Raw genomic sequence first — 16,339 nt, 5'->3', positions numbered from 1 at the left:
ACGCCGCTGAAAAACACAATATATGATCAAAACCTGATCAGAATCTCGTGAATCTCAGCCATTCACTAGAGAGCTCGCAAAATCGCAAACAAAATCCCCATAAAATGAAAAACATAAAAATAATTAAGACGATTTTTTAATCGCCTTCACAATCTCTTCACGCAAAATATCTTCCAGCAAAATAGGCAATTTAGACTGTAACCATTCTGCTATAGCCGGACGCAACACATCCTTTGCAATCTTTTCTGCAGAAGAAATACAATATGCAGACAATTCCACATGACCATCCCTTCCTGCATCTGACTGTGATTTCCTTATCTCATCTTCATATTCTTTTGCTTTATAAACAGAATTCCGTTCTTCAGAAGAAAGCTTCATCTTTTGCATATCCATACCAACTGTATTATTTTCTGCCTCTATATCCTCTTTCTCTTGCGTTATCTTCCCCCCTTGATTTTCAGATGAAAGACCAATACGATCAGCTAAAGCTTTCATAGCATCATCAACCGATAAGGCTGTATCATAAATACTCTCTGATGCAACTTCTGAAGCATTCACTGCAACATCTTCATTTAAAAAGTGATCAGATTGAACCGCATTTTCTTCGATTATTTCACGAATAGATGTTAAAATTTCATCCATACTTGGCTCACGTAACACGCTTGAACTCTGTACCATACTTTACAACCTCTCAAAGACGCAACAACAAATAGAATCATATTTTCAGTGTATGCAAAAGAATTATAAGATCAACATGCCTCCCACGATATTTTCAAATATGCTTGTCATAAAGAGGGCGCTACACACAGTTTTCTACACTTTATAAAGATAATATCTCGCTGCAATATTTTTTAACATATTCAACTGTTGATTTACTAATCTTTTAAAAACTACAATAATTTAAGATTAAAGAGATACTTTTATACATTATCGGATATATTTAATTGTTTTTAAACCTAAATAACTTGCAGTCAATTTACCAATAGAAGATTGAACACTATAGCTCGCCACAACAGCATTACGCTCCGCCATTGCAAGCGCAATCTGAGCATTAATCAATAGAGTACGAGAATTTAAAACATCCAGCGTCGTTGCTTGCCCTACGCGATTTTCTTGAACACGACCTTTCAGAGCAATTTCAGCAGCACGAACACTTTCACGGTAAGCAATAACAGATGAGCGTGCACCCTCCAACTGAAACCAAGCAGAAGTCAGTGCTTGCCTCGTATTACTATGCGCCAAATCGAGTTGAAGCTGCGCCTGTCCAAGCTGTTCCCTTGATTGGCGAATTTGCGCAGACGTACGCCCTCCTTCAAAGATTGGGACACTTACTGACAATCCTACAGATTTAGAAACGCCATCTTCTCCAACCCCGCTGTAGATTCGATTATAAGATGCTGTTGCAGAAAAATCAACTTTAGGGAGCAATGCCCCTTCTTTCGCCTTTACATTATAAGCACTCGCATCAACTAAATATTTAGCATAAAGGATTGCTGGATGCATCACAACACTCATTTGGTAAGCCATATCAAGGTTGACGGGAAAATCATTGGCTATGGGTGGGCGTTTTAACTTTTCAGGATCAGAACCAATAACTTGTCGATACACTGCCTCTGCTGCTTTTACATCAGCACGAGCAAGACTCAGCTCTGAAACCGCCACGGAACGTGCAGCTTGAGCTTGAGCAAGATCAACATGCCCCCCTTCACCCACATCAAATTTTGCTTTATTGGAACGAACGTGTTCCTCAAGAGCTGCCAAATTTTCTCTCCGAAGATCGGCAACACGACGTGCGTGATAGACATTAGCATAAGCGGTCACCACCTCTAGAAACGTATTTTGTTCAACATTACGAAGATATTCACGCTGAGCCTGCAACTTAACTTGAGCTGAAGAAAAGATATTTTGCGTGATAAAACCATCAAATAATCTTTGATTTAATCTCACTCCTATAGATCCAGAAGTGACATAAGGACCTGTAAAAGACTTATTCCGCCCATAGTTCCCAACCCCCTCAACTTGTGGCAATAACCCTGATCGCGCAATGACAACATCATCACTGGATATACGCACAGCTGCACGTTCACTATTCAACTTAGCATTATATTTATAAGCCTTAGAAAAGGCTTCCATCAATGTTTCAGCACAAACAGTCTCTGATAGTAAAACACTCAACACCAGTAATAAACATGCCTGAAACTTCTTGTTTATTCTAAACATAATACACACAATAACAAACCCCAAATAAATTACAAAATTATCTTTTATTCACAAAACAAACAAGCACTAAAACACAAAACCAGGTGTTTTGAAAAAACAAGGAAGAGGCTTTACAGCGAGATTAAAAGCACGACGAGCCGAGATGATCCCATCTTCTTTTATATAGATTTGTGCAACAGCAGCATTTCCATACCCTTCAACCACAACAAGACGTCCACAGTCTTTCATTTGATCAAAGATACCCTGAGGAATAAAATCAACAGATCCCTCAATGAAAATCACATCATAAGGTCCCTCAACAGCATATCCTTGCTCTAATGGACCATGAACGACAACCACATTATCACATTGATTACGTTCTAAAGCTTCAAGAGCACGTTCAAAGAGAGATTTATTACTTTCCAGCGCAATCACAGACCCTGCAAGTTTTGCAAGCAACGCTGCACAATAACCACTATTTGCACCAATATCTAAAACAACATCTGATGATTTTAAAGCGGCAAGCTGTAGTAATTTCGCTAGAGATGCAGGTTTCATCAAATAGCGTGCAGGAACCCCATCTTGCTCTGGACATAGAACAATATCGGTATCAAGATAACTTAACACTTTCATATCTTCCGATACAAAATCTTCACGAGACACCGTTAAAAAGGCTTCAAGAACTGATAAATCCGTTACATCGACTGTACGAATTTGATTGTCAACCATTTTGCGACGAAGCTCAGCAAAATCTGCAACCATAACGAATATTTTCTCCTAACCTACAAAAAACAAACCAAACAGCGACAATAAGGGATAAAGATCTCTTAAACTATGGGCATTACAAAAAAGGATGCTACAGTCAACAATTAGATTTTAACTGTATAATCTCTCATACAAAAGTGTCTTCACAAGAATAGAGGGAAATAATCTATTTTCCTATACCTCATCTCCCTTAAAAGCCGTTTCGTTTAAAATCGGCTGGAGGCCTCGCCCGGAATCGAACCGGGATACAAGGATTTGCAGTCCTCTGCGTAACCATTCCGCCACGAGGCCTCGTCAACAAACATAAAGGTTTCAATAAGGGAAGGCAACGCATCCGTCAAGGTGTAGAAATCTTCTCTCGCCTTTTTTCCTCTTATTACACAATTTATCATATTTTTTTAAAAAAAGTAATTTTATCCTTTGCAAATCAGTATTGCTTTGCTATAGCCTTTTCAACTAAATGATTGGGCACCGTTCCCCGGTAGCTCAGCGGTAGAGCAACCGGCTGTTAACCGGTTGGTCGCTGGTTCGAATCCGGCCCGGGGAGCCACTTTTCTTTTCTATCACAAATAACTTATTGGTTTTCCAGGTGTTTTTTACAGTGAGGGATTCGTTAATAAAAGTAATGGAATAGGATTTTTGCAATAAAGTAGAAACGCAATATCCTACCGGATGTATTTTTTGCAATGAACGCAAAAAGCAATTGATTCATTTTAAAATAGCACAAATAAGATTACTTTTTTCAAACTACCGCGCCTTTATAAGAGAACACAGCAATTATTTGCATATTATAAATTACGATTTCTTTCATCAGAGATGAATTATTAAGCTCCATCAGCAATGAATCGCTCTCATATATTTTTTTCCAAAGAAAGAATGATTTGTACTCAATAAAGGAATTAAACTTAAAAGCCTGCTCATGAAGCAATCATTTTGAAAAATGAAAGAAACAACAATCAAGGTCATATATTATCTCCATACACCCCACATAACCTCCTCCCCATCCTAAAAGCAAAAAACATAAAACAAGTCTGTAAACACTCCGACGTCTTATCTAACAGGTTGTTCCTCCTGCTAACCACTTCAACGCTTTACAAACAACCTTGCCTTGGATATTCATGACACTGTCATAAAACATTTAATGCATAAAGTTTTGTAGACTTTATATCCTCCCAAACTAATAGTGTTTTACAGTAAAAACAAAGATAACGAGCTAAATTGTTGAGAATCCTGAGAAAGCCTTCAGAAATCATGACATTCTCGCTATTGTATTATGCAGTCACACGCTTTTTTAAAGAGATATCTCTTAAATCCCCCAAGCCTCTTTCACAGTGACTCCCGTAAATGGTAAAAATGAAATCGATTGATCAGCCCCATCTTTATTTATAATAAAAGCCATACCATCATACTATTTTCCAACTCTCAATCTTAGCACCCCCCCCTTGCCTTTGAAAGAGTTTATAAGAATCATTTTATTTATTTCTCAAATGTCCATTTATACAATAATTTCACATATAACGTGCAAGTGAATACTTTTGATTGATCCGCATAAATAGCTTCAAAATGAAAAAAATTTCACGATATAATGAACTATTCAATATATAAAACAGTGAGTTATTATTAGACATCAATTTTTAAAATTAAAAGTCATCATTAAAGATAAAACACATCCTATATAAAAATAATTTTATATAAATAAAATCTACTTTTATTCCCATTTTAAAAAATGGGAATAAAGCAAATAAATAATTGCCTCTTACAATAATGATTTTTTAAAGATTTTCAAATAAATCCAAACAGTTAGAGGTTTTCATTTCTAAAAAATGAAAACCTCTAAAGGGTCTTCTTACTTTGACAAGAGTATTTTATAGCTCTTTTCAATTGAGAATAAATCAACAAAAGTAAAAAATCTCCTGTACATGATCTTTTTTCAAGACTTTATCTAAGCAGCCTTCTTAACTGATTTCCGAAAACGAAAAGTCTTTGCACGCTTTGCCACCGCTTTTGCTTTTTTATGCCTCTCATTTTGAGGTGAAGAATTCTTCCGCTGCAACTGTGCGGTATCATCTTTTCGACCTAAAAACTGTTTTTGACGTTTAGATTTTTTAAAACGGCGTTCCTTATCGTTTTCGTTTTCTTTACTTTCTCGCACAATTGGCTTTTCTGGAAACGCTGCAAATTGTTCTGGAACAGCCTCAGCCACCAATTTCATACGAATCAAGCGCTCTATAGCACGCAAGCGGGACCTTTCTATCTTCTCATCAAAAAGCGTAAGTGCTACACCAGATGCGCCATTACGTCCTGTACGACCAATACGATGTACATAACTTTCAGCTTCATCTGGTAAGTCGTAATTAATAACGTGACTTATCCCTGGTATATCAATGCCGCGTGCAGCAATATCTGTTGCCACTAGGATCTGCACAGATCTTTCACGAAAAGCTTTTAAAGCAGACTGGCGAGCACCTTGTGATTTATTTCCATGAATTGTTGCGACTAAATATCCTATCTTTTCTAAACTACGTGTGACAGCATCTGCCCCATGTTTAGTTCGAGTAAAAACAATAACCGAATCAAAAGCTGGATTTGTCAAAAGTTTACTTAAAACATTCTTTTTTTCATTCGTAGGAACACAATATAATTTTTGGCAAATCTCTACAGCCGTAGTACCTTGAGGAACAACTTCAATTTTAACCGGATCATTGAGTAAACATTTTGCAAGCACAGCAATTTCTCTCGGCATTGTTGCAGAAAAGAGTGCTGTCTGACGCTCTTGATGCAAAAGCTTTGCAATTTGCTTAACATCATGAATAAACCCCATATCCAACATACGATCTGCTTCATCCAAAATCAAAAAACGAGATTGGGAAAGATCAACACACTTTTCACGAACAAGATCTCTCAAACGCCCTGGAGTCGCTATCAAAACATCCACACCTGCTTCCATACGTTTAATTTGTTTTAAACGTGATACGCCCCCAAAAATAAGACATGTTGAAAGATGTGCTCCTTTCGCCACAGTACGGATCGTTTCATCAATCTGAACAGCAAGTTCACGCGTTGGAGCTAAAATCAAAGCGCGTGCAGTTTTAGGACAGCGTTTATCACCCAAAGCCAAAATCTGACTTAAAATAGGTAAACCAAATGCCAAGGTTTTTCCAGAGCCTGTCTGAGCAACACCTAAAATATCGTGTCCTTTCAACATCACTGGAATAGCTTGTTCTTGTATAGGTTTAGGTTTACTCATCCCAGCAATGAGTAAATTTTTAATCAAAAGAGTAGGTAAACCTAACTTTGTAAAAACATTTTCTTCTTTTATAGGCAAAATAAAATCTTTCCTTAGCTGAAGAACTCAAAAGAAGTAACCATCTGAACTCTTCACTCAAGAATCCGCGCAAGAGAAATCCCTGACATTTTAAATGAAGCAACGCCTAAAAAGCGGCTTGCGCAACTTATGAACACCTTGAAATCAAGATAAAGGCGTATAAACTTCACTTTACAAAAAGCCAACAAACCAGCCTAAATGCCTTCATCTCTATTATCTTTGGATTATGATAAAAAAGCAAGAACTTTACGAAATACATTTATCATGAATAAAAACAATATTTAGATCGTTTACTTTTTGATGATTGTGTCCATCGGTAAATGTACCTTGATAAAATCAGGATAAATCTCGAGAAAAACTGGATTTTGTAAAGTTTTTCGACCGCCATAAATTAAATACCATTGGTTTTTATCAAAAATCGCCAAAGTTTTATATTGAATGATGCGATCCTTCATATCAAGAACTGTTGGAATTAAAGCATACAAAGTACCATTATCAGTTTGTAAATACTCTATATTTTCTTTATCTAAATAATAAGCACCAGAAGGCAACCCCTCAAATTTCCTATGCAACTGTTGAAGAAAATCACTACGTAAAGCACTCTCTGTTGTATTCAATCGATGTGCCATCTCTTTATAAAGCCGCTCAGGCATATAACGAGAAATAGGCATAAAATCCCCATTTTTTATAGCATTATTGACATCAACAACAACTCTTGAAAGTTCATCTTTTTGTACTATTGTTGGCTGAGATGCTAAACTCTGTTGATTAACAATCAAAAAGAAAAATAGACTCAGCACCAAATAAAAAATAGGTTTCATCATTATACTTCTTGTTTTAGTAAAATTTCAGTTTCTCAAATAACAAAATCAAATAACGTTTGATCATCAGTAATATCACGATAACGCCAACCTAACGTTTGAAATTTTTCCTCTAGAAGACAAAAATTACCGTATTTTTTTGTTTCAATCGCAACCAATACAGAACCAAAGTTTCTCGCTGATTTTTTAAGATATTCAAAACGCACAATATCATCATCTGGTGATAATGTGGAAAGAAAATGACGCAATGCACCAGGATGTTGCGGAAAACTAAAAATAAAATATTTTCTCAACCCTTGGAAACGTAAAGAACGCTCTTTAATTTCTGGCAAACGCTCAAAATCAAAATTACCTCCTGAAATAACGAGAAGAATTTTTTTCCCCTTTAACTCTTGAGGAGGAATACTGTTAAGCGCATCAATCGATAAAGCACCAGCCGGTTCAAGAACCACACCTTCCACATTAAGCATTTCAACCATCGTAGAACAAACGCGGTTTTCAGGAACCGTAATGACAGAATCAGCGGGAAATTTCTTTAGAATTGTATAGTTTAGTGCACCAATTTCAGCCACAGCAGCACCATCTACAAAAGTGTCAATGCTTTCAAGCTTAACGCGTTTTCCACTCTCCAAACAAGCAAGCAAACTTGCAGCTCTTTGCGGCTCAACAAAACGAATCTTTGTTTTCCAACCATATTCATGTAAAAACTTACTCACTCCACTTGCCAAACCACCACCCCCTACCGGCACAATCATCAAATCTGGCTCACTTTCTCCATTGAGTTTTTTCCATTGTAAAGCAGCTTCACAAAGCACTGTTGCCTGCCCTGTAATAATGCGAATATCATCGAAAGGTGGAGCCATTACACCACCGCTCTCCACGACAAAGGATTGCGCAGCTTCATAACATTGATCAAATGTTTCACCAATCAAACGAATATCAATGAATTCTTTGCCAAAAATACGTGTTTTTTCAATTTTTTGTTGTGGCGTTGTCATGGGCATGAAAATCACGCCTTTACGTTTAAAATAACGACAAACAAAAGAAACCCCTTGCGCGTGATTCCCCGCTGAAGCGCAAACAAATGCAGAATCTGGTGATATACAGCTAAGCATTTCTGAAACAAAATTGAAAGCACCACGAATCTTATAAGACCGCACCGGTGTTAAATCTTCACGCTTTAAATAAATTTCTGCATCATACTTTTGACTAAGAAAATCATTTCTTTGAAGTGGTGTTTCAGCAAACACGTGATGCAATCCCACCATAGCTTTTGTGACGTCTTGAATAAATTGACTCATAACACTAATCATTTCACGCTTTATTTACATTATAAAAGCTTTTTCTATCGATAAAGGAAACTATTGTCAGTCAAAATTTCACTAAAAAATGAAAAATGTTTCTTTTGTCATTAATTCTTGATTCAATAAAAGATATAGCTTATGAGAGAACTCACATCGCGGACGTGATGAAAACGGTAAACATAGCAGACTTAAAATCTGCCGGTCGAAGACCTTGCGGGTTCAAGTCCCGCCGTCCGCACCATTGTATCTTAATCTCTCTTATTTTCCAATGATTTATTAAAAATCAACAAAAATTAAAGCACCTTCTAAACCACCTTTCGCAACTTTATTATAACGCTATCAGACGGTACAGCGATGATGCTAAAATACGAATCATTGCTGCTTTTTGAGGTACCTTTTTAGCACGTTGACCTCCTCCTTGTCTTTTAGGATGGAGAGGCAGTTAATCTTGATCTCCTCATCCTTGAGGATGAAGAAATGAGTCGTGTTTTTAACGTTAAGCAGCTTTCACAACAGAGCTTGGTAAAATTCGCTTAGCTTCTGTTGTAACTGATTTGTAATGCTTAAGCTCTTCTTCGAGGTCATTTGCATCTAACAAACGCCTTATCATCAATCCTAATATTTCTCCAACACCAGCAGCACATTCACACTCTTAACAGGAGTAAGATAATATGAAGAAAAGCGAAATGGGTTAAAAATGACCGTAGCTTTCGTATCCCTGATGATTTCGAATCTGTTTATGATTTCGCAATCAAAGAAGGTTTGCCTCCAAAGCGTGTGAAAGTCGAAATGGCAAAATTTCGAGATTATTGGAAATCTAGAGCACGCAAGGATGCACGTAAAACGGATTGGAAAGCAACGTGGCGCAATTGGGTGCAAAAAGCTATCGAGGATTTAGGGAAAGGAAAAAACTATGGAAAATCACTCTCAAAGGCAAAAAAGCGTTGGTGAACGCATCTCAGACAGCACCCTTGATATCGGGTCTCGAGGTCACTTTAAAACACATTCACGAGATGATAGCTCCGGAGTTTCCTTTGGTTTTGAAGAGTGGCAGTGCATTGACACAACAGCAGGAAACGATTGCCTTAGGTGCTTGTGATCAACTTCACGAATTGTTTTCAATAAAAGCGAGCAAAAAGGACATAGCTAAAGCAATTCGGATGCTTTCGTGTGGTTGAAAAATTTCGCAACAGGCAGATCATGAAGGTATGGCGCTTACCTATGGAATGGTTTTGGAAAGTGTTTCTGCGTGGTCACTGATAAAAACGGTTAAACGGACTTTATGCGATGAGTTAGAAGGTTTATCGGATACGTTTTTTCCAAGCTCTCGTGAGTTAGTAAGCTTATGTCGTGATTTGGAAAATAGTCTTTTGACGAAAGCCAATCTAGTACGCAAGGCTGTTTTGAACACCCGTGAAAAAAGACTGAAAGAAAAGGCAATGAGAGAGAATTCAAGACCACTCGCGTTGGTTGAAAAGCAAAAGCTTGAAGGGATTTTAAATGGTCTTGGGGGAACATTGAAAAACATTGCAGGTTAGTAAACTAGTGAAAATTGCTGATCGTTTTGTGATTGGATGTGCATTTAAATCGAAAAAATGGCACCGTACAGAGCAATTTAAAGATTTTATGATAAAAAACCTATCCTATAAAACGCTCTGTACGATCAAATTTGAGGCAAATAGACAAATTTGTAAAATTAGGATTAAAGCATATTCATTTTAAAACATCTATTCTTAAAAAACCGTAAACAGCCCATGCGAAAGAGATTTGCTGCAACGGCGCTGGATATGCACTATGGGGGGGGACGGAGCAGAGGAGTATCTTTACAACCTCTACGAATATGAAGACGGCACAAGAGAGTGTGCAAAGTTTGATGGTGGTCAGTATTACAAAACACCTAAGAATGCGGATTTTAGTACCAAAGCGCAAGTAAAAGCATGGGTTTACGATGGTACTATTCCGAAAAGCGTTCTCAATTACAAACCTCTTATAGACGAGATAAGCAGAGAGATAAAAAAATATTGACTTTATTCAGAGTATATTGCGTATTGCTCTAAATGCGCTTCTTAAACATTTTACACAAAAGCATAAAAAGCTATTGAATCATGGGCTTTATGTTATATTTTTATATAATATTAGAGAGGGCGTTTTATGCACACAACAAAATTACGTAAAGTTGGAGGATCAGTTATACTCTCTATACCGCCTGCATTGATTGATGTTCTTCATCTTACTGAAAATATGCAAGTGGGTTTGGTTATTGACAATGGATAATTGGTTGTGAAACCACAGATATCGCAAAATTACACTCTTGAAGAATTGTTAGCCCAATGTAATCCTTCAGACGATTTTGCGGATAAAGATGTAGAGTGGTTTGATGCTAAACCTGCTGGCAGAGAGCTCTTGTAATGAAGCGAGGTGAAATTTGGTTTGTATCGCTTGACCCAACTTCTGTTTATGAGAAAAAAGGAACGCGTCCTGTACTGATTGTATCACCGGAGGCGTTTAATCATTTAACAAAACACCCATTGTTTTGCCCATTACGAGTGGAGAAAATTTTGCTAGAACAGCAGATTTTGCTATTTCATTGGTGGGAACAGAGCTGCATACAACAGGTGTGATACGCTGCGACCAACCGCGTGCTTTAGATATAGTAGCGCGTAATGGAAAAAGAATGGAAACTATTCCATATATAATTATGGATGAAGTCTTAGCAAGGTTATCAACATTTCTTACTTGAATTTTTTCTACACTTTTTTATGTTTAAAAACACCAACTTTAGGTAAAAAGTAAAAAAGCATAAGATCATGATTTTTTCTGTTGACAATCGGCTAATCAATTTTTCACAGAATAAAAATCAATAATTGACTAATGATGTCATTAATTATGACTCAAAAGGAGCCATANGATTTTTTCTGTTGACAATCGGCTAATCAATTTTTCACAGAATAAAAATCAATAATTGACTAATGATGTCATTAATTATGACTCAAAAGGAGCCATAATGAAAGCTGTCATCACTAAGCCAATGTGTGTTGTTGGCGACAATAAAAGCACTGTTCGCTTTGAACCATCAACACCCAATAATCCATTTGTTGAAGTTTCCAATCAAGTCTACGCACGTCTCAAGCGCGCCAATGCTGCAAAACTTTTTGTTGAGGTCAAAACAACAGCAAAACCTGACAAGGCAGTTGAACAAATTAAGCAGATAAAACAAGAAGCAGCACAAACATCATCTGAACCAGTGACAGAGGAAATTCCACTCGAACAGCCAAAAGCATCTAAGGTCTCTCAATCATCAACACCTGCTCCTAAAAAGCCTTAGAAGTTGAAATTAAGTATCCACCCAAAATGGTATCTTCAACAGGTGAATGATACCTTCACCAGTCTTCAAGCCCCTCGCCTTAATTGGTCCCCTTTCTGCGTAATGCTGTAAACACCTCTGCAAAACAAGTCGAACGCTTTGCAGAAAAGAAGATTTCTGATACTACATCAGCCCAATCAAAGCGTATTAAGCAAGGTGTTTATATTAAAGAAAAGGCGACAGCAAGGTTTCTTGAGACAGATATCATTCGTTCTGGAACACCGATACTTCTTAAATTTTTTAAAGCAAGAGAAACAAAACGCGGCGTGACTTACACAACTGTTTGGAAAAAAACAAATCTTGCCCTATGTTTTTATCAAGGGTGGGAGTTTTCCAAAGCGTGTTGATTTAAAAAAGATGAAGGGTAATGTTTTTCAAAGGGTAAATGGAGATCAATTCCCCATTGCAAAACAAGAGGGACCCTCAACTTCTGAGGTCATGTCAAAGACAGAGATTGCAAGTGCTATTGTAAAAAAGCCAATGAGAGATTAATTGCCAATATACAGAACTAACTTGCTCATCATGAATACGCTGCCAACAAGAAAAGCTAGATTATGTTCTTAAACTTTATCTATATATTCCATATCCTTATGAGTTTATGCATTACACACTTTGATTGCAATTTTAAAAACAGATTATCACTTATGCTTTGTTTTTTTCATAAAAAAGTCAATAAAATCAATGCAAAATGTACTTCCCAGCGGGTTGGCTTCGTTGCGGGCAGACTAGTGCGAACTATCGCTAGCGACAGAATTTTCAATTTGACTGTACATTGTACACTTAACTCATTGTTGCTACATGCATATAATAGCTTTGTCGGGTATGGTGATGCCATATAACACCCTTCGGGGAAAGGCGTAACGACGGACTAGATGCCGTGTTTTTTAGCGCCCAGCACTCTTTTAGAATGTCATTAAGGAACGTCTAACATCTAAAAATTCTTTATGAATACCATTATTAAAATTACTGAATTATGTGGCAAAAGGCATGACAATATTATGCGTGACATCAAGAAAACGCTTGAAGAACTTAACGCCCTCAAATTTGAGGAGGTTGATTTTGGTGGGCACTACCTTGATAACAAAGGTGAAAGCCGCCCTTGTTATAACCTGCCAAAGCGTGAATGCTTAATTCTTGTTTCTAGTTACAGCACTGCCTTACGAGCAAAGATAATTGACCGTTGGAAAGAGTTGGAAAGACAATGAGCAGAAAGACCATGTTATTTCAGAATTAGCACTAAAAGCAAAAGCTTTAGAAGGCTTAAAACGCTCTGATGGTTTGTTTGGTTTGATTGAAGCCGCGAAGATGTTGGAGATAAAACCAAAGGATTTAACAGATTACTTGCGTAAAAATGATTGGGTGTATCGACGTGCTCCGAGTGGTCCATTGTTACCTTAATCAGGATAAAATCAAAAAAGGCTTCATAGACTGTTCTGCCATCACCATTCAAAAACCGGATGGAACAGAAAAGGTGCTGCCTTCAACAAAAATCACACCTAAAGGATTGGCATGTTTGAGAGAACAAATCCATGGAGGTGTGCAATGAAGGTAAATACTAACTTCTTATGCGATTTATGGATGGCATTATCTCAATTTTCTAGACATGAAAATATGAGTGATAAAGATTGTACTGCTCTGGTTGACATCATGAGTTTAGTAGAAAAAGCTTTGATTTTAAAACTTCAAGATGAAGTGCCAATCCTTCTTTTTATCTATATAACTTATTAATTTTATATATTTTTTTAAGGTGCAGGATGCGTGAATAAAAGTGAGGGAATAGGATTTTAATATTCCTCTACAACGGTAGCATTTTATTTTAACTTCGTTAAGCATTTCTAATAATGTTTTGAATACTTCTAAATCCTATTGTGAAAAAACATTTAAAATGTCTAGCAAACATGCCAACAATTTCACAACTCAATGGATTAGAAGGTCTGATCGTAAAACTTATGCGACAAGCCTCTGCTTCTCTTCTCAAAAGTTCTGCCGCTTCTTGATCTAAATCGTATAGTTCTATGATCTTTTCTTCCATGCCAACCGGTACAGGCTTCTTTCCAATCTCCCTATAAGATAAAACCGCTACAGATATATCTAATTTTTAGCCATATATCAGAGGCGTTCTGAGTGATCAATACGAAGTTTGCGTAAAGTTTTACCAAAGGGGGTAACATTTAAAAAATCCTTTAGAAATAATAAGTATTTTATTCTGATTCTAATAAAGTTTTTCAAATTTTGGTTAGTCTTTATTTTTTAGTGTGTGGAGATCTTGTCCAATACCTCTATACAAAACCGTTATCAAGCATATACAATATCTCTTATGGTGAGAAATTATTAACTTTTCATCAGGAATAGTGTGTTTAATATCATTATAAAATTTAAATATTACAACGAGATATATAAATAAAATATATTGGTGTACTCATGCTTGTCAATCTTAATGCTATAATCCGCGATCTTTCTTCAGAAACGAATATCGTTACAGTTCTTAAGGAATCTATCGTTAACTCTATACAAGCTCATGCAACAAAAATTGATATTTTATTCCAACTTTATGGCAATGCAGATTTGTGGGGGAATAAACCAATTTTTTCTATAAGTGTTTTTGATAATGGAGATGGATTTACAAAAGAGAATATCAAATCTTTCTCTACCTATAAAAGTGATTATAAAATTCAAGAAGGATGTAAAGGGGTTGGACGTATTACTTACTTGAAAATATTCGAAGAAGTTAAAATTATTAGTTTTAGCAAAGATAAACATCATGCTCAAATTTCACTGAATTTCACTCCACAGTTCACACAAGATTCTTTTAAAAAAGAAAATGGCGAAAAAGATAAATGGTGGAATACACATTTATCTTTTGAAGAACCTTATAAACAAAATGTGTTAGATATAAACCTAGTTCATAATGAAATTTATTATCATCTTCTTCCTTTACTTTTTTTAAAGAAAGATGAAAATATCCAAATTAACTTTTATGTACATAATGTAGAAAATTTAGAAGATCTAAATAACTTAAGGGATGTAAAAAATTTAGAAGATGTAGAAAGCTTAGAGAAAAGAACAATCAATACGCAAGATTTACCTTACTTAGAAAATAAAACTCTCAAAATCGGTCTTTCAAATATTCCCTTCAGCCTTTCTTATTATTTTGAAGAGAACACAAATTCTAAGACTAAAGTAGAGGCTTACTATTGTGCTAATAATCGTACTGTTATGCCTTTTTCAAAGTTTATAAATATCAATCCAATAAACAATGTGATGATGATATTTTTATTAGAATCACCTATTTTGGATAAGTATGTTAACGACGAACGGAATGAGTTTGAGATTAATAAAACAGATCCTGACTTAGAAACCCAACTGACTTGGGATGATATTAATCAAACGTTAAAAAACACTTTAAATAAAATAATTAACAGCCAATTTCCGGAAATTAAAGAAAAAAAGAGCACTCTTTTCAAAAAAATTGCTGAAGAATATCCTTATTTAGTAGACTTCCTAGACACAAAAGATGTAATTGGGGGTGTCTTCAAAGAAGATTCATTTATTGAAAACGCGGAAAAAAAATATTCAAAAAGAAAACTAGCATTCAGAAAAACTCTTCATGAAGGCAAAGGAAAGCCAAAAGAAAATTTACAAAAAGCACAAAAATTTGCTAGTCTAGAATTAACACAATACATTCAATTCCGAGATGATATTTTGAATCAATTCTCTAAATTATTAACACCAAAAACTTTAGAAAAAGACATTCATAATTTATTTATTCACCAGGGAAAAAAAGCTGATAAATTTTCTCCTTTGCCATTAGAAGAAAATAATTTATGGATAATTGATGATAAATTTATGAGTTATAACTATTTACAAAGTGAGAAAACGATACAAGAATTTCTTTCAAACGTTGATTCGTTATCTATTAATTCTGGAAGAAAAAAAACAGAATTATGTAGCCGACCTGATATAGCTATCTATTTCGACTCTGAAGAAAAAAAACGTGTTGTCTTAATAGAATTAAAAAAGCCTACGGCAGATTACAAAAATTCAGGCGTTGCACAATTAAGTAATTATGCCAGAGTCCTTAAAACATATGGTGTTAATGAGATATATTTATATTTAATAGCTGAAATAGATGATGATTTTGCATATACATTGCTTGATACAAATCATTTCATAGAAGTTTTTTCTCAAGAAGGAAAATGTTATCAGGGAAGTCTTTCTATGGGTAATGCATTTGTACAAGTTATATCTCCAAGTGCTGTTATTGGGAATGCAAAAGCAAGAAATAGAACTTTTATGGATATTATTAAAAAGGATTTATTACATCATCGATCAAAGCAAGCCAGTCAAGTATTCTGTTCTTCAATTCTTTGAAAACCACTGTTTTAAATGTAAGAAGATATTATCGAGCGCATCTATAAGGTGGGCAAAATCGAGAATAAACACAAATATAATGAGTAACAACCACTTCATGATGCGTGATATCATCTTTAAGCCTTGATAGGTCTCTATCATCTCGTGAAGGAGCTGTTGTTCTTTTTCTGTAAGATCTTTATCTTTGCTG

13 protein-coding genes, 3 tRNA genes and 6 pseudogenes are annotated in these 16,339 nt (G+C 35.8%); 13 read left to right on the top strand and 9 right to left on the bottom strand.

Annotated features, from left to right (window positions below):
* Nucleotides 1-123: 123 nt before the first annotated feature.
* From ACFIKN_RS01830 to ACFIKN_RS01815, 4 genes are all read right to left on the bottom strand, one after another.
* Nucleotides 124-678 carry a DUF2497 domain-containing protein gene (locus tag ACFIKN_RS01830; RefSeq protein ID WP_273791444.1) on the bottom strand — a complete coding sequence of 185 codons (555 nt, stop codon included), beginning with the start codon at nt 676-678 and terminating at the stop codon, nt 124-126.
* A 249-nt stretch (nt 679-927) separates the two neighbouring features.
* A complete protein-coding gene (locus ACFIKN_RS01825) occupies nt 928-2,220 on the bottom strand; it encodes a TolC family outer membrane protein (RefSeq protein WP_375657819.1) in 1,293 nt (430 codons plus the stop codon).
* Nucleotides 2,221-2,286: 66 nt separating this feature from the next.
* Nucleotides 2,287-2,961 carry a protein-L-isoaspartate O-methyltransferase gene (locus ACFIKN_RS01820; protein ID WP_273791442.1) on the bottom strand — a complete coding sequence of 225 codons (675 nt, stop codon included), beginning with the start codon at nt 2,959-2,961 and terminating at the stop codon, nt 2,287-2,289.
* Nucleotides 2,962-3,181: 220 nt separating this feature from the next.
* Nucleotides 3,182-3,255, bottom strand: a tRNA-Cys gene (locus ACFIKN_RS01815).
* Between the two features lie 184 nt (nt 3,256-3,439).
* Between ACFIKN_RS01815 and ACFIKN_RS01810 the strand changes: the two genes are divergently transcribed.
* Nucleotides 3,440-3,514 (top strand) — tRNA-Asn (locus ACFIKN_RS01810).
* Between the two features lie 1,392 nt (nt 3,515-4,906).
* On the opposite strand, the gene ACFIKN_RS01805 is transcribed toward ACFIKN_RS01810, so the two are convergent.
* The 3 genes from ACFIKN_RS01805 to ilvA form a co-directional block, all read right to left on the bottom strand.
* Nucleotides 4,907-6,289, bottom strand: a complete 1,383-nt coding sequence (locus ACFIKN_RS01805; protein ID WP_273791441.1) for a DEAD/DEAH box helicase — start codon at nt 6,287-6,289, stop codon at nt 4,907-4,909.
* Nucleotides 6,290-6,579: 290 nt separating this feature from the next.
* A complete protein-coding gene (locus tag ACFIKN_RS01800) occupies nt 6,580-7,110 on the bottom strand; it encodes a hypothetical protein (RefSeq protein WP_375657818.1) in 531 nt (176 codons plus the stop codon).
* Nucleotides 7,111-7,145: 35 nt separating this feature from the next.
* The gene (gene ilvA, locus ACFIKN_RS01795; RefSeq protein ID WP_273791440.1) at nt 7,146-8,423 is read right to left on the bottom strand and encodes a threonine ammonia-lyase IlvA; all 1,278 of its coding nucleotides are present in this window, start codon (nt 8,421-8,423) and stop codon (nt 7,146-7,148) included.
* Between the two features lie 146 nt (nt 8,424-8,569).
* Between ilvA and ACFIKN_RS01790 the strand changes: the two genes are divergently transcribed.
* The 11 genes and pseudogenes from ACFIKN_RS01790 to ACFIKN_RS01740 all read left to right on the top strand — a co-directional run bounded on the left by ACFIKN_RS01790 (nt 8,570) and on the right by ACFIKN_RS01740 (nt 13,506).
* Nucleotides 8,570-8,655: transfer RNA gene (locus tag ACFIKN_RS01790), tRNA-Leu, on the top strand.
* A 548-nt stretch (nt 8,656-9,203) separates the two neighbouring features.
* Nucleotides 9,204-9,365, top strand: coding sequence for a hypothetical protein (locus tag ACFIKN_RS01785; protein WP_342753378.1), 162 nt, complete (start codon nt 9,204-9,206; stop codon nt 9,363-9,365).
* On the top strand, nt 9,362-9,592 hold the full coding sequence (locus ACFIKN_RS01780) for a hypothetical protein (protein WP_375631477.1): 231 nt from the start codon (nt 9,362-9,364) through the stop codon (nt 9,590-9,592). The genes ACFIKN_RS01785 and ACFIKN_RS01780 overlap by 4 nt, the downstream gene beginning before the upstream one ends.
* A 30-nt stretch (nt 9,593-9,622) precedes the next feature.
* Complete coding sequence (locus tag ACFIKN_RS01775) at nt 9,623-9,952, top strand: hypothetical protein (RefSeq protein ID WP_375643597.1); 330 nt, start codon at nt 9,623-9,625, stop codon at nt 9,950-9,952.
* Between the two features lie 171 nt (nt 9,953-10,123).
* Nucleotides 10,124-10,439 (top strand): annotated as a pseudogene (locus ACFIKN_RS01770) (hypothetical protein).
* Between the two features lie 126 nt (nt 10,440-10,565).
* Nucleotides 10,566-10,823 (top strand): annotated as a pseudogene (locus ACFIKN_RS01765) (AbrB/MazE/SpoVT family DNA-binding domain-containing protein).
* A pseudogene (locus ACFIKN_RS01760) lies at nt 10,823-11,154 on the top strand (type II toxin-antitoxin system PemK/MazF family toxin). The pseudogenes ACFIKN_RS01765 and ACFIKN_RS01760 overlap by 1 nt, the downstream one beginning before the upstream one ends.
* A 264-nt stretch (nt 11,155-11,418) precedes the next feature.
* Nucleotides 11,419-11,739, top strand: coding sequence for a hypothetical protein (locus ACFIKN_RS01755; protein ID WP_375657817.1), 321 nt, complete (start codon nt 11,419-11,421; stop codon nt 11,737-11,739).
* 3 nt (nt 11,740-11,742) lie between these two features.
* A pseudogene (locus tag ACFIKN_RS01750) lies at nt 11,743-12,290 on the top strand (hypothetical protein).
* A 432-nt stretch (nt 12,291-12,722) separates the two neighbouring features.
* Nucleotides 12,723-13,324: pseudogene (locus ACFIKN_RS01745) on the top strand (phage antirepressor KilAC domain-containing protein).
* A complete protein-coding gene (locus tag ACFIKN_RS01740; protein WP_375657822.1) occupies nt 13,321-13,506 on the top strand; it encodes a hypothetical protein in 186 nt (61 codons plus the stop codon). The pseudogene ACFIKN_RS01745 and the gene ACFIKN_RS01740 overlap by 4 nt, the downstream one beginning before the upstream one ends.
* A gap of 97 nt (nt 13,507-13,603) precedes the next feature.
* Here the strand turns inward: ACFIKN_RS01740 and ACFIKN_RS01735 are convergent.
* Nucleotides 13,604-13,884, bottom strand: a pseudogene (locus ACFIKN_RS01735) (XRE family transcriptional regulator).
* Between the two features lie 315 nt (nt 13,885-14,199).
* Here ACFIKN_RS01735 and ACFIKN_RS01730 point away from each other — a divergent pair.
* On the top strand, nt 14,200-16,149 hold the full coding sequence (locus ACFIKN_RS01730; protein ID WP_375657816.1) for an ATP-binding protein: 1,950 nt from the start codon (nt 14,200-14,202) through the stop codon (nt 16,147-16,149).
* Here ACFIKN_RS01730 and ACFIKN_RS01725 read toward each other — a convergent pair.
* Nucleotides 16,138-16,339 (bottom strand): hypothetical protein (locus ACFIKN_RS01725; RefSeq protein WP_375657815.1); only part of this gene is annotated, 202 nt, incomplete at its 5' end. The two genes, ACFIKN_RS01730 and ACFIKN_RS01725, sit on opposite strands and share 12 nt — an antisense overlap.

The sequence above is a fragment of the Bartonella sp. CL436QHHD genome (assembly GCF_042195105.1).
In the GTDB taxonomy this organism is placed as follows: Bacteria; Pseudomonadota; Alphaproteobacteria; order Rhizobiales; family Rhizobiaceae; genus Bartonella.
Note: the sequence above shows the minus strand (reverse complement) of the source record. Positions and strands in the feature narration are given on the sequence as shown.